At 74.8% G+C, this 18301-nt stretch carries 14 protein-coding genes; 1 reads left to right on the top strand and 13 read right to left on the bottom strand.

What is annotated here, in order from left to right; genetic code table 11:
* Positions 1-17: 17 nt before the first annotated feature.
* The 5 genes from ACWD4A_RS13185 to ACWD4A_RS13165 are packed head-to-tail and all read right to left on the bottom strand — an operon-like array spanning position 18 to position 5475.
* The gene (locus ACWD4A_RS13185) at positions 18-977 is read right to left on the bottom strand and encodes a hypothetical protein (protein ID WP_451193129.1); all 960 of its coding nucleotides are present in this window, start codon (positions 975-977) and stop codon (positions 18-20) included.
* A complete protein-coding gene (locus tag ACWD4A_RS13180) occupies positions 974-1834 on the bottom strand; it encodes an alpha/beta fold hydrolase (RefSeq protein ID WP_451193127.1) in 861 nt (286 codons plus the stop codon). The genes ACWD4A_RS13185 and ACWD4A_RS13180 overlap by 4 nt, the downstream gene beginning before the upstream one ends.
* Positions 1827-2984: an SDR family oxidoreductase gene (locus ACWD4A_RS13175; RefSeq protein ID WP_451193125.1), complete on the bottom strand. Its 1158-nt coding sequence runs from the start codon at positions 2982-2984 to the stop codon at positions 1827-1829. Before ACWD4A_RS13175 ends, ACWD4A_RS13180 begins: the two co-directional genes overlap by 8 nt.
* A complete protein-coding gene (locus ACWD4A_RS13170) occupies positions 2981-3874 on the bottom strand; it encodes a phosphopantetheine-binding protein (RefSeq protein WP_451193123.1) in 894 nt (297 codons plus the stop codon). Before ACWD4A_RS13170 ends, ACWD4A_RS13175 begins: the two co-directional genes overlap by 4 nt.
* Positions 3871-5475 carry an AMP-binding protein gene (locus ACWD4A_RS13165; RefSeq protein ID WP_451193121.1) on the bottom strand — a complete coding sequence of 535 codons (1605 nt, stop codon included), beginning with the start codon at positions 5473-5475 and terminating at the stop codon, positions 3871-3873. Before ACWD4A_RS13165 ends, ACWD4A_RS13170 begins: the two co-directional genes overlap by 4 nt.
* Positions 5476-5915: 440 nt before the next feature.
* Between ACWD4A_RS13165 and ACWD4A_RS13160 the strand changes: the two genes are divergently transcribed.
* Positions 5916-8210 (top strand): BTAD domain-containing putative transcriptional regulator, encoded by a 2295-nt coding sequence (locus tag ACWD4A_RS13160; RefSeq protein WP_451193120.1) that lies wholly within the window; start codon positions 5916-5918, stop codon positions 8208-8210.
* Here the strand turns inward: ACWD4A_RS13160 and ACWD4A_RS13155 are convergent.
* From ACWD4A_RS13155 to ACWD4A_RS13120, 8 genes are all read right to left on the bottom strand, one after another.
* On the bottom strand, positions 8184-9686 hold the full coding sequence (locus tag ACWD4A_RS13155; protein ID WP_451193117.1) for an aldehyde dehydrogenase family protein: 1503 nt from the start codon (positions 9684-9686) through the stop codon (positions 8184-8186). The two genes, ACWD4A_RS13160 and ACWD4A_RS13155, sit on opposite strands and share 27 nt — an antisense overlap.
* Before the next feature lie 17 nt (positions 9687-9703).
* Entirely contained in the window at positions 9704-11002 is a 1299-nt protein-coding gene (locus ACWD4A_RS13150) for a hydroxyacid-oxoacid transhydrogenase (RefSeq protein ID WP_451193115.1), read from the bottom strand.
* A 228-nt stretch (positions 11003-11230) separates the two neighbouring features.
* Positions 11231-12223, bottom strand: a complete 993-nt coding sequence (locus ACWD4A_RS13145) for an aldo/keto reductase (protein WP_451193114.1) — start codon at positions 12221-12223, stop codon at positions 11231-11233.
* Complete coding sequence (locus tag ACWD4A_RS13140; RefSeq protein WP_451193112.1) at positions 12220-13584, bottom strand: aspartate aminotransferase family protein; 1365 nt, start codon at positions 13582-13584, stop codon at positions 12220-12222. The genes ACWD4A_RS13145 and ACWD4A_RS13140 overlap by 4 nt, the downstream gene beginning before the upstream one ends.
* Positions 13571-14650, bottom strand: a complete 1080-nt coding sequence (locus tag ACWD4A_RS13135) for a thioesterase domain-containing protein (protein ID WP_451193110.1) — start codon at positions 14648-14650, stop codon at positions 13571-13573. Before ACWD4A_RS13135 ends, ACWD4A_RS13140 begins: the two co-directional genes overlap by 14 nt.
* Positions 14647-16377, bottom strand: a complete 1731-nt coding sequence (locus ACWD4A_RS13130; protein ID WP_451193108.1) for a fatty acyl-AMP ligase — start codon at positions 16375-16377, stop codon at positions 14647-14649. Before ACWD4A_RS13130 ends, ACWD4A_RS13135 begins: the two co-directional genes overlap by 4 nt.
* A gap of 53 nt (positions 16378-16430) precedes the next feature.
* Positions 16431-17534 (bottom strand): M14 family metallopeptidase, encoded by a 1104-nt coding sequence (locus ACWD4A_RS13125; protein ID WP_451193106.1) that lies wholly within the window; start codon positions 17532-17534, stop codon positions 16431-16433.
* Positions 17531-18295 (bottom strand): hypothetical protein, encoded by a 765-nt coding sequence (locus ACWD4A_RS13120; RefSeq protein ID WP_451193104.1) that lies wholly within the window; start codon positions 18293-18295, stop codon positions 17531-17533. The genes ACWD4A_RS13125 and ACWD4A_RS13120 overlap by 4 nt, the downstream gene beginning before the upstream one ends.
* Between the last annotated feature and the right edge of the window lie 6 nt (positions 18296-18301).

The raw sequence follows: 18301 nt of genomic DNA, 5'->3' as shown, positions 1-18301 counted from the left end.
CTTCCCGGCCCGGGGGCCTATCGGCTCACCGCCGTGATCCGGCAGTCCAGTTCGGCCGGTGCGGCGAGGCACCGGTGGGTGTGGAGCTCCTCCCCCATGGGCGCGGTGCTGGGGACGAGGCGGTCGGGGCGCGAGCCCGCGAACGCCTCGGGGGCCACCGCGTCCGGCCCGAAGAGGGTGCGGGCGAGGTGGTGGTGGGCGACGTCGACGGTCTTCCAGTGCCCGTCGTCGTCGCGTACGTCGAGCCAGGTGTGGGCGGAGACCTGCGGGCCGACGAGCCAGCCCGTGCGGCCGCGGACCTCGTGCCCGGCGGCGGCCAGCCGGCGCGCGAGCGCGAGCGTACCACTCACGCAGTCGACCAGCCCCCGCTCCGCCATCCAGTCGGCGTCGGCGCGCACGGCGGCGGGCATCCGGACGTAGCGCAGCGGGCGGGCGAGTCCGGCGGCGATATCGGCGCGCAACCGCGGCGACTCCGGACGGGCGTGCACGCCGCGGGTCCGCACCCGGTGGTGGAGGGTGCGGACGGCCCCGGGGCCGGTCCAGTGGCACGGCCGGGGGGCGGTGGCGGGGGCGTCGTACGTGTCGGGTGGCCAGGTCCGCCAGTGACCGTCCCCTTTGTGCCGTAGGCAGGTCAGGGTGGTGTGGAGGTCCCAGTTCCGGACGCGGGCCCAGAGCCGGGGGTCCTGGCGGGCGAAGCGGAGGGACAGCGACAGGGCGACTTCGGGTACGGATTCGCGCGAGCCCGAGTGGACGGCGAGGTTGAACAGGTCGCGGGTGTCGTAGCGCGGCCCGTCGGGCGCGGGCCTGGCGGGGAGCCCTTCGGCGGTGAGCAGGTCCCACACCCGGGGCGGGCAGCGCAGCAGGTGCCGGGCGGCCGCGGCGTCGAGTTCGGGCCGGGCGTGGGCGGGGGGCACGGGGACGAAGCCGTCGAGGGCCGCCCGCCAGCCCGCTTCCGTGCCGTCCGCCGCGGTGGTCACGGCGCCGCGGGTCCGTCGACGAAGCGGGCCACGGCCTCCTCGAACTCCTCGGTCGCCTCGATGAACGGCATATGGCCCGCGCCCTCGATGATCCGGCCGACGGCGTCGGGGATCAGTTCCGTCGCGGCTTCGAGGGTGGAGGCGGACCACAGGTGGTCGCCGTCGCCGATCAGCAGCAGGACGGGCCTGTCCAGTTGTTTCAGCAGGTCGGGGTCGCCGGAGGCCTGGCGGAGCTCGGTGACGCACGCGCGGACCTGGGCCTCCGAGTTGAGGGCGAGGAAGTGCTCGCGCAGGGCGAGGTAGGTGGCGCGGCCGCCGCGTTCGATGGCCTTGTCGGTGAACACGAGCGGATAGAGGTAGTCGAAGACGCCCTCGGCCCGGTGCTGGTCCAGGCGTTGCAGCCAGTCCTTGACCATGAGGCGCATGCGCAGCGGGCCGTAGGGGGAGAACGCGGGGCCGGTGAGGACGAGGCCGCGGACGCGTCCGGGGTGGCGGAGGGCGAAGTCGCGGCAGATGAGGGTGGAGGCGGAGGTGCCGATGAGGTGGACGTCGTCGAGTCCGAGGTGGTCGAGGAGGTCGAGGAGGTCGCCGACGTGGTCGTCGAAGTGGTGGGTGCCGGTGCCGGGGCTGGACACGCCCTGGTTGCGGAGGTCGTAGGTGACGACGGTGTGGTCGCGGGCGAGGCGCGAGGTGAAGTTGCGCCAGGCGGGGGCGACGATGAAGAAGTTGTTGAGGCAGACGATGGGCGGGCCGCTGCCGACGCTCTCGTAGTACAGCTCGGCGCCGGTGCTGGTGGGGCAGCGGCCCTGGCCGCGATAGCGCAGGTCGAGGGAGCCGGGGTCGGCGAAGTCAAACACGGTGGGCCGCCTTCCGCAGTGCGAGGACCTGTTCGGCGGCGCCGTCCTTGAGGTAGCGGGTGGCGAACTCGCCGAGGCGTTCCGGGCTCAGGGGGACGGTGAGGAGGTCGGCGCAGTGGCGCCGGGCCCTGGTCGCGTCGAAGAGCTTGTCCTGGCGCATATAGGCGCCCTGGAAGTCGAGCTCCTTGTTGAACTCGTCGTCTATGGAGGTGAGTTCGGCCGGGTCGGACACCCAGCGCGGGGCGCGGATGCCGAGGGCGCCGGTGAGGGCGGCGAGGGCCTCGCCGAGGCGGGTGGGTTCGGTGTTCGTCAGGTGGTAGATGCCGCCGGGCGCCCCGGCCAGGCCCAGCCGGACGGCGGCCGCGGCCACGGTGTCGACGGGGATGAGGTTGCCGCGGGTGGCGGGGTCGCCGAGGATCGCCACGGGGTAGTGGTCGAGGTAGTTGCCGAGCCGTGGTTCGATCCGCGCCCGGAACGCGGTCAGTTCGTCGACGAAGGTGTAGAGCCCGGACGCGGTCGGCGCGGCGAGGGTCTCGCTGTGGCCGATGACGATGCCGGGGCGCAGGATGCGTACGGTGTCGACGGGCACGTCGGGCATCAGCGCCTCGGCGGCGATCTTGGAGCTCTCGTAGGCGTTGTTGGGGCGGCAGTCCGGGGGGACGGGCTCCTCGGCCAGCAGGCCGGTGCGGTCGCCGGCCACGTAGGCGGTGCTGACGAGGTCGAAGGTGTGGGCGCCGAGCCGGGCGGCGAGGGCGGCGACGTTGGCGGTGCCGGTCACGTTGTGCAGGTCGATCTCGGCGCGGTCGCGGTCGCGGAACTTCAGGGACGCGGCGGCGTGCCAGACCTCGCCGACCGCCGGGGGCAGAGCCGCGTCGGGGACGCCGCAGCCGGGTGCGGTCATGTCGCCGGGCAGCACCCGGCAGCGGGTGATGATCGCGTCGGTGACGTCGGCCATGCCGTAGCCGGCGGCCATACGGGTGAGCAGTCGGGGGACGCGGTGCGCGGCGGGTTCGCCGCGGCCGTCACGGGCCAGGCAGAGGACGTCGGCGCCGGTGCGGCGGAGCAGTTCGAGGACGATCGCGCCACCGACGAGGCCGGTGGCACCGGTGACGAGGGCGGGCGGTACGGGTGCGCCGGACGACGGCGTCATGGGGCGGGCTCCCTGCGGACGGGCGGGGCGGTGCGGTCGTCGATGTGGCGGGCGAGCGCCGTGAGAGTGCCGAAGGTCTGGGGCGCGGTGTCCTCGTCCCAGGTGAACGCGAACTCCCGCTCGATGCGGACGAGGAAGTCGACCAGAACCATCGAGGGAAGCCCGAGGTCGCGCAGAGGCGCGGACGGGTCGAAGCGCGCGACGCCGAGGGACTGGGGCTCCGGGACGACGCGGCCGAGCAGGCGCACGAGACGGTCGAGGGTCCCGGAGGCCCCTCCGGGGGCACCGGGCCGCTCATCGGGGGTGCTCGTGGGGGCGGCCGGCACACCGGGGTCGCCGGTGGCGACGGGCGGCGAGCCAGAAGCACTCGTGACAGCGGACGGCACACCAGGATCACCCGTACCGACAGGCGGTCCGCCGTAGGCACCCACGACGACGGGCCGCCCGCCCAACTCGCCCGCGACAGCGGGCCATCCACCGGAGGCATTCACGGGGGCGGTGGATACACCCGAGCCACCCGCAGCGGCGAGCTGTGCATCAGGGTCACCCGTACCGACCGGCGGTCCGCCGCAGGCACTCGCGGCAGCCCGCCCCCCGCCGGAGGCGTTCCCGGCGCGCAGCCTGTGGTAGAGGTTCTGGACGTCGGCGACGGTGACCAGTTCGGTGAACTCGTCGAGGCCGAGGCCGTCGGGATCGGTGGCGGCTTCGGCGAGGCGGGCCGTGAGGGCGACCCTGGCGAGCGAGTCGAGTCCCAGGTCCTCGCGCAGGCGGGCCGTCAGGACGATCGCGGCGGGGTCGGCCCACGGGGGCACGGCCTCGGTGATCAGGGCGACGACCCGCGGGTCGGGGTCCCGGCCGGGGCCGCCCGCGGCCGGTGTGCGCGTGCTCATCGTGCCTCTCCCGTTCCCTGTTTCCGTTCCTGTGCCGGTGTCTTCCGCGGTGGGCCGGTCAGCCGGTCCCTGAAGTGGTCGGCGATCGCCGCGCGGTCCGGCTTCAGGGTCCGGGTCAGCAGTCCGTTGGCGGCGGTGAACGCCTCCTCCGTGCACAACACCCGGGCCACCCGGGCCGGTTCGGGCAGGGTGCGATTGAGGTCGGCGACGGCCCGGTCGAGTCCGGCGCGCGCGGTGTCGTCGGCCGGGCCGTGCAGGGAGACGACGGCGGTCACGACGTGGGCGTGCTCGCCGCCCAGCAGCACGGCGTGGGCCACGCCCGGCCGTTCGGCGAGGGCCCGCTCGACGGGCTCGGGCTGGAGCTTGTAGCCGGACCGCGTGATGATGACGGACTTCTTGCGCCCCGTCAGGCGGAGGTACGGCCCGTCGAGACGCCCGAGGTCGCCGGTGCCGGTCCAGCCGTCGGGGCGGTAGACGTCGGGATCGGCGGAGGCGCCGAAGTAGCCGGTGCTGCGCGACGGGTCGAAGCGGACGAGGATCTCGCCGTCGGCGGCGATCCGGACGGTGCCGGGGAGCAGGGGCCGCCCCGCGGAGCCGTGCCGGGTGCGGCCCGGCAGGTTCCAGGAGATGACGCCCGCCTCCGTCATCCCGTAGAACTCGTGAAGGGGGAAGCCGAGTTCCTCCATGAGCCGCAGGGTGGCCACGCGGGCGGGGGCCGAGCCGGTGAGCAGCAGCCGCGCCCGGCCGCCGAACTGGTCGTGCAGCTCGGCGAAGAGCCGCCTGCGGAGGCGCTGCCGGAGCGTGCGGAAGGGCACGAGGCGGGTGAGCCGTCGCAGCCGGTCCGCCCTGCGGCGGGCGGGCGCGGGCAGGGCCCGGTAGCGGCCCTCGACGGTCTCGAAGAACGCCGGCGGCCCCACGACGAGGGTGGGTGCCATCGCCTTGAGCGCCTGGTGCAGCCGGGGGACATCCGCGAGCCGGATGCCGAAGCCGTGCCGGACGGCGAGGTACACCATGAGCCGCTGCGGGAAGGCGGTCAGCGGCAGGACCACGAAGACGGCGTCGTCCGCGGTCATCCGCAGCTGGCGGGCGTACTCCCCCAGGGACGCCGCCGTGCCGCGCGCGCTCATCTTGATGCACTTGGGCGTGCCGCTGGAGCCGGAGGAGAAGACGAGCGTGAACACGTCGGCGTCGCACGGCTCGTGGCGGGAGCGGGAGGGGGCCACGGTGGCGCTGCCGGGCGCGTCCAGCGGCGCGACCCAGGGCCGCGCGGGTGCGCGCCGGGTGTATTCGCTCCGCGACATCAGCAGCAGTCCGAGGCCGTACGCGGAGCGCAGCTCTTCCGGCGCGGTGTCGCGGTGGGTCTCGACGGGCAGGGCGACGGACACGGCCCGCAGCCGGATCAGCGCGAGGTCGGCGACGATCCACTCGTAGCTGTTCTCGCCGAGGATGCCCACGTGGGTGCCCGGCACGACCCCGGCCGACTCCAGCGCGGCGCAGGCGGCGAGGACGTCCTCGCGCACCCGGCCGTAGGTGCTGCGCACGATTTCCCGGCCCCGGTAGTACCAGAATTCCCGCCGCGCATATTCCGCGAGGTTATCCACGAGCGCCTGGAATTCGGTATTCGGATTTCCGCCGCGCGCTCCGGACGGCAGCCTCTTCCGGCCCGGAACACGCATGCCCGATCCCCCCGCCGACGGCGTCCCGATCCCCCACCACTGGACCCACCCGACTTTACGAGCGCACCGTCTATGCGACGTCTACCGGGCATCCGCCGCGCACCGGCCGATACGCCTGCTCCGCCGGTCAGGGAATTGCTACCCTCGGATCGGCGCTCCCCGACCGCGGGTACCCCCGATCCGGCCCCGGCGCAACCGACGGCACACGCGCCGAACGGCCGGTTCCCCGGCTCATCCGGAGTGCGCGAGAACTGACTACAATCCGCGCGACCGGAGCGTCGCCCGGAGCCGGCAGGCCCATCGGTGGACGCTGCCGTCCCGCATCACACCTCTGCATCCCGGGGGAACCGTTGAAATTTCGAGTCTTGGGATATCTGGAGATTCGCGGCGCCGACGATCGGGTCCTCGATGTCACACAGCCGCAGCAGCGGGCCCTCCTCAGCATCCTGCTGCTGCACGCCAACCGGCCCGTGCCCAAACACCGGCTGACCGACCTGCTGTGGGGCCCCGGTCCCCCGGCCTCCGCCTGCGGCATGCTGCGGACGTACCTCTGGCGGGCGCGGACCCTGTTCGACGACCCGACCCGGCTGCGCACCCACCCCGGCGGGTACGTCCTCCATGTGGAGCCGGGCGAGCTCGACCTGGACGACTTCCGCCGCCTCGTCGACCTCGGCGAGCAGTTGCTGGACGACGACCCGCACACCGCCTCGCTGCTCCTCCGGCAGGCGCTGGCCCTGTGGCAGGACCCGGTACTCGGCGACCTGCCGCCGACGGCGGCGATGGAGGCGGAGGCGATCCACCTCATGGACCGCCGGCGGCTCGCCGAACGCTCCATGGTCTGGGCCGAGTTGGCGCTGGGTCGGCACCACGAGGTCGTGCCCCGGCTGCGTGCCATGGCCGCGGCCGACCCCTTGGACGAGCACGCGTGGGCGCAGCTGATGCTCGCCCTCTACCGCAGCGGCCGCCAGGCGGACGCCCTGAAGACGTACACCCGGGTCCGCACGCTGCTCGCCGACGAGTGCGGTGTCGACCCCGGGCCCGAGCTGCGCCGCCTCCACCAGCGCATCCTCGACGAGGACGACACCCTGACCTACCGCGGTCCCGAAGCGGCCGAGCCGGGCGGTGACCGGGCGCCGGCGGAGCCCGCCGGGGCGCCGGACCGGAACGATTCGTCGCGCGCACCGCACCAACTCCCGCCGGACATCCCGGATTTCACGGGCCGTGAGGCGGAGACGGACCGGCTGGTGACGTTGCTCGGCGCGGCGGGCCCCGCCGCCGCGCCGCCGGTCGTCCTGGTCTGCGGGCAGCCCGGTGTGGGCAAGACGGCCCTGGCCGTGCACGCGGCCCACCGGCTGCGGCACCGTTTCCCCGACGGGCAGGTGTACGTCCAGCTGGGCGCCACCGCGGACAGCCCGAAGGGCGTCCACGACGCGCTCGGGGAGCTGCTGCGGTCGCTGGGGGTCGCCGCGTGGGCCGTACCGGAGTCCGCGGACGAGCGCGCGGCGCTGTTCCGCACCCGGCTGTCCGGGCGGCGCGTCCTGATCGTCGCCGACGACGCGGCGGGCACCGCGCAGGTACGGCGGCTGCTTCCCGGCATGGCGGGCTCCGCGCTGCTGCTGACGGGCCGGATGCGGCTCGCCGCGCCGCCGGGCGCGACCCTGGTCGACCTCGCGCCGCTGCTCCCCGCCGAGTCCCTGCTGATGCTGGAGCGGATGATCGGCCGGGCGCGGGTCGCCGCCGAGCCCGACGCGGCCCGGCGGGTGACCGCCGCGTGCGCGGAGCTGCCGCTCGCGCTGCGGATCGCCGGGATGCGGCTGGCCGCCCGCCCCAACTGGCCGCTGCGCACCTTCGCGGAGATCATCGGCGACCGGCACGGCCGACTCGACGTGCTGGAGGCGGACGACGTGGGCGTACGGGCCCGGCTCGCCCCGAGCTACGCGGCCCTGGAGCCGCGGGTGCGGCGTGCGGTGCGCCTCCTCTCCCACTGCGAACTGGGCGACTTCGCGTCCTGGGTCATCGCGGTGCTGCTCGGGGAGCCGCACGCGGACGCGGTGGTCGGCACCCTCGTCGACCACTGTCTGCTCACACCGGTCGGTGTCGACGCGACCGGGGAGCCCCGGTACCGGCTGCCGGAGCTGCTGCGGCTGTATGTGACGTCCGGTCAGGACGGGGTGCTGGAGGCGGACGAGGCCGAGGCGGTGCGCGAACGCCTCCTCGACGCCTGGCTGTTGCTGACCCGTGCCGCCGACCGCCGGGTGTCCCGCGTGGCGCACCCGGCCACAGCGGACGAGGCGCGCGGGGAACGGGCCGCCGCCGTCGCGGCGGCGATACCCGGGCGGATGGCCACCCGGATCACCGTGGACGCCTCGGCGTGGTTCGCGGCGGAGGACGCGAATCTGCGGCGGGTGGTCGACCGCGAGTGCGCGGTGCGGCCGGGGACGGCGGCCCGGCTGGCGGACCGTCAGTTCGCCTGGCAGCACCAGCACGGGCTGTTCGACGACGCCGCGCGGACCTGGCAGCGCATCGCGGAGTGCGCGGCGCTGCTGGGCCAGGACGCGACGGCGGCGCACGCGCGCCTGCAGCTCGCGTGCGTGAACGCGGCCCGGGGGCGGGGGCTCCGTCCGGCGTCCCGGTCAGCGGCCCCCGAGCGGGCCGGATGACGGGGACGCGCCCTGCGGGGCCCCGTCGATACGGTCGGTATGGTCGATGTGGTCGATGTGGACTGCCACCGCCTTGAGCCGGGTGTACTCCAGCAGCGCGGCGAACCCCTTCTCGCGGCCGAAGCCCGACCGGCGGTAGCCGCCGAAGGGGAGTTCGACGCCCCCGGCCGCGCTGTAGGTGTTCACGAAGACCTGACTCACGCGCAGTTCGCGGGCCACCGCGTGGGCCAGCCCCACGTCCCGGGTCCATACGCCGGCGCTCAGTCCGTACGTCGTCGCGTTGGCCAAGGCGACGGCCTCGGCGGGGTCACCGAACGGGGTGACGCACAGCACCGGGCCGAAGATCTCCCGCTGGGCGATGTCGGCGTCGGGCGGCACGTCGTCGAAGAGCGTCGGCTGGACGTAGAAGCCGCCGGGCGGGAGGGGACCGGCGGGCACTCCCCCGCCGACGACGAGGCGGGCGCTCTTGCGGCCGCCGTCGATGTGGTCGAGCACGGTGCCGCGCTGGCGGGCGGAGATCAGCGGCCCCAGGTCGGGGTCCTCGGCCCCCGGGCCGATGCGCAGGGCCGTGAACGCCTCGGCGACGGCCGCGGTCAGCCGCGCGTGGACGCTGTGGTGGACGAGGACGCGGGAGCCCGCCGAGCAGTTCTGTCCGGCGTGCTCGGTGACGGAGGCGACGATGCGCGGCACGGCGGTCGCCGGGTCGTGGTCGGGGAACACCAAGTGCGGTGACTTGCCGCCCAGTTCGAGGGTGACGGGGACGATGTTGCGGGCCGCCGCCGTCATGACGGACTGTCCGGTCGCGCGCGATCCGGTGAAGGCCAGGTGGTCGATGCCCGGGTGGGCGGCCAGGGCGGCCCCGGCCTCCGCGCCGAGGCCGGGCACGACGCCCAGGACTCCGTCCGGGAGCCCCGCCGCGGTCGCGAGCTCGACGATGCGGACGGGGGTCAGTGGGGCGTCCTCGGCGGGTTTGAGTACGCAGGTGTTGCCCGCCGCGAGCGCCGGGGCGAGGGTGCGGGCGGTGATCTGCATCGGGTAGTTCCACGGGATGATGTGGCCGCAGACGCCGTGCGGTTCCCGGAGGGTGTAGGCGAGCAGGTCCGGGTGGTCGAGGAGGGTCTGCCCGTGGAGGGCCTCGGCGGTGTTCGCGTAGAAGTCGAAGTAGCGCGCGGCCACGTCGGCGTCCGTGTACGCCTGCCCGATCGGCTTGCCGGTGTCCAGGCACTCCAGCTCGGCGAGTTCGCGGCGGTGCTCGCGCAGGGTCCGGGCGACGGCCCGGCAGGCCGCCGCCCGGTCGGCGGCGGTGGTGCGGCGCCAGGTCCTTTCGTAGGCCGTGCGCGCCGCCGTCACCGCCCGGTCGACCTCGGTGGCCCCGCAGCGGCCCACCCGGGCGCAGGGCAGCCCGGTCGACGGGTCGAGGTCGGCGAAGGTGTCCCGCGCGGGGACGCGCCTGCCGTCGATGAACGCTTCCGCCACCGGTAGTTGACGGTGGGTCATATCGCGGCCGCCGTACCGGGGAGCGAGCCCGCGAGGATCGCCGCCAGCTCCGGGCGCGCCACGTCCCGGGGGCAGCAGGCCAGCAGCCGCTCCTGCCGGGCCGCGCCCTCGGTGAGCGCGGGGATGTCCCGGGCGGTGTACCCGAAGTCGGCGAGGCCGCGGGGGCCTCCGGTGTCGGCGACGAGGTCGAGGATGGTCTGCGGCAGCAGATCGGCGCCGTTGCGCGGGGTGGTCCCGGCGGGGTTCGCGCCCAGCAGCTCCGCGGCGCGCAGGTGCCGCTCCGGGGAGGTGGGGTAGGTGTACGCGAACGCGGTGGGCGCGGTGACGACGACGGCCTGCCCGTGCGGGACGAGCGGGTGGTCGACACGGTAGTCGCGGGGCCGGTAGTCGGAGACCAGGCCCGCGATCGGATAGGCACAGGCGTGCGGGATGTGGGTGCCCGCGTTGCCGAAGCCCATGCCCGCGAACAGCGCGGCCCGGCTCATCCCGGCGCGCGCCTCGATGTCGTACGGGTTGAGCACCGCCCTGCGGAGGTAGCGGCCGACGAGGACGAGGGCCTGCTCCGACCAGACGTCGCTGATCGGGTTGGCGCCGACGTAGAGAGGGCGGTCCCCCGGCGAGGGGTAGGGGGGCCGCCGGTCGTAGGGGCGGGCGGTGTAGGACTCGCAGGCGTGGGTGAGGACGTCGTAGCCCGATGCCGCGGTCACCGCGGGTGGGGCGGTCACCGTGTTCAGGGGGTCGACGACCGCGACGGTGGGGCGGAGCCGCGGGTCGGAGATGCCGGTCTTGACGCGTTCGGCGACGACGCCGAGGGCGACCATGGCGGTGCACTCGCTGCCGCTGCCCGCCGTCGTCGGCACGGCCACCAGGGGCCGGAGCGGCCGGGGTACGGGGGCGCCCGCGCCGATCGGCCGGTTGAGATAGCGGTGTATCCCGCTCTCGGGGCAGCTCCGCAGCAGGTTGATCACCTTCGCGGTGTCCATGGAGCTGCCGCCGCCGAGCCCGATGTAGCTGTCGAAGTGCCGGGTGCCGAGGGAGGCGGCGGCGGCTTCGCAGCCGCGGTCGGTGGGCTCCACCTCGGCTCCGTCGAAGACGGTGACCTCGATGCCCTCGCTCTCCACGAGCTTCCGGACCCGCTGGGTCAGGTCGAGGCGGGCGAGGCCGGGGTCGGTGACGAGCAGGGTCGACCGGACGTCGAGGCGGCGGAGTTCGTGGCCGATCTCGTCCGTGGCGCCGAGTCCGTACCGGACGGGTGGGGCCTGCCAGGTGATGACGGTTTCGGTGGGGTACTCCATTTTTTCCTCCTGTCGGGGTGCGGTATTCCGCCCTGGACCCCGCGCCTACCGGGGTGCCCCGAGGGCCCGGTTCGCGACTGTCGGCCGTGTGTGGCTTGTCGCGCAGTTCCCCGCGCCCCTGACGGGGCCCGGCACCCCGCCCCGCAAGGGGCGCGGGGAACTGCGCGAGCGACCACAGCGGACCCGCAGCCACGCACCGGGCCCAGGGGGCACCCCGGTGGGGGGACGTCAGCCGTCCAGCTCTGCCATGCGGTGCGCCGGGTAGCGGTCACCCGCCGCCCGGGAGGGCGACACGGTCGCGCCGATCGCCGTCAGTTCCTCCCCCGTAAGGGAGAGCGACGCCGCCGCCACGTTCTCGCGGAGGTAGCGCACGCGCTTCGTGCCCGGGATCGGCACCACGTCCTCGCCCCGTGACAGCAGCCAGGCCAGGGCCAGTTGGGCCGGAGTGGTCTCGTGCCGGCGGGCGAGAGCCCGCAACGGCTCGATGAGGCCGAGGTTGGCGGTGAAGTTCTCCGGCTGGAAGCGGGGGCTGGCCCGTCGGTAGTCGCCTTCGGCGAAGGCGTCCGGCGAGGTCAGCGTGCCCGTCAGGAAGCCGCGCCCGAGCGGGCTGTAGGCGACGAGGCCGATGCCGAGCTCGCGCAGGGTGGCCAGGAGGCCGTTCTCCACGTCGCGGGACCACAGGGAGTACTCCGACTGCACGGCGGTCACGGGGTGGGTCGCGTGGGCCCTGCGGACGGTGTCCGGGGACGCCTCGGAGAGCCCGATGTGGCCGACCTTCCCGGCCGTGACGAGCTCGCCGAGGGCGCCGACGGTCTCCTCGACGGGCACGGCGGGGTCGACGCGGTGCAGCTGGTACAGGTCGATGCGGTCGACGCCGAGTCTGCGCAGCGAGGCGTCGCAGCAGGCCCTGGCGTAGGCGGGGCTGCCGTCGATGCCGAGCCAGGTGTTGCCGGGGCCGCGGCGCAGCCCGAACTTGGTGGCGACGGTGACCCGTTCGCGGAGTCCGGCGACGGCCTTGCCGACGAGTTCCTCGCCGGTGTGCGGGCCGTAGACGTCCGCGGTGTCGAGGAGGGTCACGCCGAGGTCGACGGCCTCGCGGATGGTTCGGACGGCGGCGGCGGGGTCGGCGGCGCCGTAGAAGTCGGTCATGCCCATGCAGCCGAGGCCGATGGCGGAGACCTCCAGGGCGCCGAGGCGGCGGGTGGGGAGCGGCGGTGTCATGAGTCCGTGCTCACCTCTTCCAGGACCTTGCCGAGGATCTCCATGCCCTGGTCGATCTGGTCGAGGGTGGTGCTGGCCGGGGGGACGAAGCGCAGGACGCCGCCGCCGCGGCGCACACTGAAGATGAGGCCGGCCTCGAAGCAGCGGCGGCCGATCTCGTTGCCCTCGTCGAGGGCGGGTTCCTTGGTGTCGCGGTCGCGGACGAGTTCGACGCCGACGAGCATGCCGCGGCCGCGCAGGTCGCCGATGATCTCGTAACGCTCCATCAGGGCGGCGAGGTGCTCGCGGAGGCGGATGCCGAGGGCGCGGGCCTTGGCGGGTACGTCCTCCTCGACGACGATGTCGATGCTCGCGGAGCCGGCGGCGCACAGCAGCGGGTCGTTGCTGTGCGAGCGGGTGACGGTCAGCCCGGCCCCGACGGCCTTGTCCTCGATCGCGTCGGTCGTGGTGACGGAGCTGATGCCGACGCCGCCGCCGAGGTGCTTGGCCAGGGTGACGATGTCGGGGACGACCTGGGTGCCGTCCTCGTCCGTGAAGCCGAACAGGGTGCCGAGCTTGCCCAGTCCGGTCTGCTCGTCGTCCACGATGAGGAGCATGCCGCGTTCGTGGCAGAGCTCCCGCAGCCGGGCGAGCCAGCCCTTGGGCGGGTCGATGACGCCGCCCGCGCTGAACAGCGGCTCGGTGATGACGGCGGCGGGCTGGTCGGTGGCCTGGGCGTCGACGAGCTCGAAGCTCGCGTCCAGGCAGGCGAGTCCGCAGGACGGGTACGTCTTGGCGAGGGGGCAGCGGTAGCAGTAGGGGGCGAGGAGGGCGTAGGAGTCGCCGGAGAGCGGGCCGTGGCCGCGCCGCCAGCCCGCGAAGGTGACGGAGCGGGCGCTCGCGGACAGGCCGTGGTAGCTGACGTGCGGGCTGAAGACCTCGCGGCCGCCGGTGTGGATCCGGGCGAGCAGCAGGGCCATCTCGTTGGCGTCGGCGCCGGACTCGCCGAAGAGGCTGCGGGTGAGCGGGTCGGGCAGCAACTCGCCGAGTTTCGCCGCGAGTTCGATCTCGTGGACGTTGAAGTGGCTGCTGTGGGCGTGCAGCATCGTGTCGCACGCCTCCTGGATGGCGGCGAGGATGCGCGGGTGGTTGTGCCCGAGGGCGGCGCACATCTGGCCGGAGTTGAAGTCCAGGTAGTCGTTGCCGCGCAGATCGGTGACGACGGAGCCGCGGGCGGACGCGAACACGGGCCCGTTGAAGGCGCTCGTGTCGATGCGGCCGCGGAAGCTGTACCGCTGAGCGGCGTCCAGCAGCTCGCGTTCGCGCCGGGCGATGTCCGCCGCGCCCGCGGGCGGGCCGGACGGGTGCTCAACTGTGGTCATCACTGACTCCTCGTTCTGCTGTCGGGCGGAGCACGGACTCGCACACCGCCGCCAGTTCGGTCACGTGGGTGGAGAACAGCGTCCAGTGGTCGCCCGGCACCTGGACCGCGCGGAACCGTCCGCCCGCGGCGTAGGGCCCCCAGCCGTAGGCGTCCGGGCCGGTCGTGCCGGTGCCGTCGTGGGTGCCGTCGCGGGTGTGGACGAGTGTCATGTCCCCGGCGTAGGGCGGCGGGGTCCAGCCGGCCAGGGCGCGGGCGTTCTCCACGTAGACGGCCGCGAACCGGGCGACCTCGTGCGGGGCGAGGCCGGAGCGGTCGCCGCCCGCGCGGCGGCGGATCTCGGCGGCCGCGGCGTCCAGTTCCGCGTACGGGGCCGTGACGGGCGGGTCCTGGCCGAGGGCGCGGGAGACGAATTCGACGGCGCGGGCCCGGATCGCGGGGACGTCGGGCGGCCGCAGGTCGCAGTCGAGCAGCAGCACGTGGTCGACCCGCTCGCCGTCGGCGGTCAGGGCGGCGGCCATCTCCAGGGCCACGGCGCCGCCCATCGAGTAGCCGCCGAGGAGGTAGGGGCCGTGCGGCTGGACGTGTTTCATGTGGCGGACGTAGCGGGCGGCCATGGCGGGCACCGTGCGGTCGCCGCGCGTGGCGTCGTTGCGGCCGACGGCCTCGAAGCCGTAGGTGCGGACGAGGTGTTCCAGGCGCCGGGCGAGCTGTCCGAGCACCAGGACGTGGCCGCCCATGCCGTGCACGCAGAACAGCGCGGGCCGCTCGCCGCCGGGCGGCGAGAAGCGGACCAGGGTGCGCTCGGCGGCGTCCTCGGGCGTGTGGGTGGTGATCCACCGGGCCATACGGCGCACGGTCGCGAACTCGGCGGCGCCGCGCCGGGGCAGCCGGACCATCAGGTCGCGTTCGACACCGGCGACGAGTTCCGCGGCGAGCAGGGAGTCGCCGCCGAGGTCGAAGAAGTTGTCGTCCATGCCGACCGGGGTGCCCAGGACGCGCGTCCAGACGTCCCCGAGGGTCTTCTCCAGGCCGGTGCGCGGCTGCCCGCCCGTGATGGCCGTCATCCGCGGTCCGCCCCGGACAGCGGTGCGGGCACGCGGGCGATCTCGTCGAGGCCGCCGTGCAGGTAGGCGTCCCGGGCGGCGGCGCGGCGGATCTTGCCGGCGCTGGTCTTGGGGACGGTGCGCCGCCGGATCAGGACGAGTTCGGCGAGGCGCAGGCCGCAGTCCCGGGCGACGGCGCGGCAGGCCGCAGCGCCGACGGCGGTGGCCTCGGCGGGCGTGCCGTCGTACTCGGCGACGGCGACGACGCGGGAGCCGTCCGTGCCGTCCGCGCCCTCGGTGTCGAAGGCGGCGGCGCAGCCGGGCCGCAGCCGGTGGTCGGCGGACCAGACGGCCTCTTCTATGTCCTGCGGATAGTGGTTCCGCCCGTGCACGATGATGAGGTCCTTGAGGCGCCCGGTGACGTACAGTTCGCCGTCGCGGACGAGCCCGAGGTCGCCGGTGCGGAGGTACGGTCCGGTGCCGGGCGCGTCGGCGGGGTGTGCGGCGAAGGTGGCGGCGGTCGTCTCCGGGCGGGCCCAGTAGCCGGCCGCCACGCCGGGGCCGCGCACCCAGATCTCGCCCTCGGCGCCGTCCGGGCGGGTGCGCAGGGTGTCGGGCGAGACGATACGCACCTCGGTGCCGGTCACCGGGCGGCCGACGCCGACGACGAGGGGGCCGGGCCCCGCGCCCGTGGGCGGGCCGGTGACGCGGACCCCGGTGCCGGGGTCGGGTCCTGACACCATGAGCGTGGCCTCGGCGAGCCCGTACCCCGGGGTGACGCGCCCGGCGGTGAACCCGGCCGCCGCGAAGCGCTCGGTGAACCGTTCGACGGTGGAACGCCGTACCGGCTCCGCCCCGTTGACGGCGAGCCGCCACGCGGAGAGGTCCAGGGCGGCGGCCCGCTCCGGGGTGGCCTTGCGGACGCACAGGTCGTAGGCGAAGTTGGGGGCGGCGCTGAAGGTGCCCCCGAAGCGGGTGAGGTTCTCCAGCCAGCTCAGCGGGTCGACCATGAACTCGAACGGCGAGGAGAGGACGGCGTCGATCCCCGAGCAGAGCGGCAGCAGGATGCCGAGGATCAGGCCCATGTCGTGGTACGGCGGCAGCCAGGACACCTGGCGGTCGTCGGGCGTCAGCCGGAAGCGGTCGCGCATCGCGGCCATGTTGGCCAGGAGTCCGGCGTGGGTGACGACGACGCCGCGCGGGTCCCCGGTGGAGCCGGAGGTGTACTGGAGGAACGCGGTGTCCCCGGCCGCCGTGGAGCGGCCCGGCGCGGCCGCTTCGGAGTCGTCGACGGTGTCGGTGGCGAGGCCGGGGACGCCGCGCAGGCCGGGGTTGCTCCGATAGTCCGCCAGGTGTTCGGTGACGGTGGCGAACAGCGCGGGCCGGGCGTCGTGGACGATCGCGGCGACCCGGGCGGCGCCCGCCGGGGTGTCCGGCGGGTTCGCGGGCACGGCCACGGCGCCCGCGTACAGGCAGGCGAGGAACGCCGCCACGTACTCGGGCCCGTGCGGGTGCAGCAGCAGGACGCGGTCGCCCGGCCGGACCCGGGCGCGCAGGGCGGCGGCGAGGGCCGACGCCCGGGTGTCCAGGGCGGCGCGGGTGACCGCGAGGGTGTGTCCCGGGGCGTCCGGTTCGCGGGAGTCCGCGACGAAGCGGAAGGCGAGGTCCTCGGGGGTCCGCTGCGCCCGGTCCCGGAGCAGCGCGTCCAGCCCGGCGGTCAGCGGCCGGGGCATCGAGCCGATCGACATGTCGTGTGCAGTCCGTTCTGTGCTCGTCCGCACGCGGGCGTGCGGCGGAGGGGTCACGGTCGTGCGGGCCGGGGCCGCGTCTCGGGGGCGAGCCCGGCCAGCGCCGCGTGGAGGACGCCGGTCGCGGCTCTCGGTACAGCGTGGCGCCATCCGGGGTCGTCCGGGGAGAACGCCGCGCTCATCCGCCGCCCGATGCCCGCCGCGAGGGCGGGCCGCCGTTCGGGGTGGAGCCACAGCCAGTTGTCGGCGCGCAGCGCGGTGAGCACGGCGAGGCCGTCGGCCGTGCCCATCTCCAGGGTGATCGCGGTCAGCCGTGCGCCGTCGCCGAGGACGTCGGCGACCAGGCCCGCGGTGTTGCCGGTGATCGGGGTGGAGCTGGAGGTGCCGTCCTCGGAGACCGTGAGCGCGGGGCCGTACCAGGCGCGGGCCCGGTCGAGGGCGCCCGGGTCGCGGCCGCCGCGGAAGATGGGTTCGACGGCGGCGCGGGCGCCGAGTCCGGTGTGGAGGTCGACGTACGCGACGTGTTCGGCGCCCGCGGTGTGCTCGGCGACGACTTCGCGCAGCGTCCGGTGCGACCAGGTCGGGGCGGTGCCGCCGTAGAAGAGGCCGTCCGGGTGGGTCCACTGGCCCTGGGTGACGGCCTGTTGGAGGGTGCGGAGGCCGTGTACGGCGGCGTACGCGCCGAGGGCGGCGTCCGCCTTGTGGTGGGCCGGGCCCTCCCAGTCGTCGGGGACGAGGGCCGGGTGCAGTCCGGGGTAGCGGGCGTTGGCCGGGGGCCGGGCGTGGTCGACGAAGTTGCGGTTGAGGTCGATGTTGTCCTCGTCGACACGGCGGCGGTGGGCGAAGCCGAAGGGGTTGAGGGCGTGCACGGCGACGAAGGCGACGTCGGGGGTGCCGTAGGGGTAGCCGTCGGCGATGAGCGCGGACTGGACGGCGGAGCCCGCGTAGCCCTCGATGCCGTGGGTGCCGCTGACGCAGAGCACGACGCGGCGCGCGCCGGGCGGCCCGAACCGGGCCACGTCCGTGTACAGCCGTTCGCCCGCGGGGCCGGTGGCGCGGTCGTTGCGGTGGCCGCGGGGGGTGACGCCGCGGGCCGCGGCGCGGGCGAGGAAGGTCTGCCGCGCCGTCGGGTAGCTGTCGGGGAAGTGTCCGGTCATCGGGCCGCTCCCCGGGCCGCCGTACGGGCGTGGAAGGCGCCGAGCAGGGCGTGCGCCGCGTCGCGGGTGCCGACGTCGAAGACGCACAGGACGCGGTCGCCGGGCCGGGTGGTGCGGGCGAAGTAGGCGTTGACCGTGTCGTCCCGGCACAGCGGCAGCCCGGGGTAGAGGTCCGGCGGGACCCCGGCGCCGGAGATCACCCCGGTCTTGGGGTCGAAGGGGTGCCCCGGGGACAGCCGGGCGGCGATGTGCTCGGCGCGTTCCAGGTGCGTGCCGTCCTGGGGCGCGCCCGAGCAGTCGGGGTAGAGCGAGGTGCCGGGAATCCGGGTGAAGGCCCGCATGCCGCAGTAGACGACCGGGTTGTACGTCTTGAGGGCGATCAGGCGCGGCAGGTCGTCGGCGGTGTGTCCGAGGGCGTCGAAGTGGGCGCCCCAGGTGGCGCGGAACAGCCCGGTGCGGCGCAGCCCTTCGGCGACGAACTGGGTGGTCGCGTGGAGCAGTGGCTGCCCGGTGGGGAGGTGTCCGGGGCGGGTGGCGAGGGCGCCGACGGCGCCTCCGGTGGCGGGGTCGACGGCCACGGTGATCAGGCCGGCGGACCGGAACATGTCGCGGCGCAGGGCGAAGAGTTCGCGCATGCGCAGGCCGGGCAGGGCATCGACGAGTCCGTCGACGAGCCAGCGCTCGCGCTCCGCGGTCAGCTCCCGCGGCGGCCTGATGTGGATCAGCCGTATGGCACGGCGGTCCGCCGTGGCCGTCGTCATCGTGTC

This window comes from Streptomyces sp. NPDC002537, from assembly GCF_053594975.1.
Note: the sequence above shows the minus strand (reverse complement) of the source record. Positions and strands in the feature narration are given on the sequence as shown.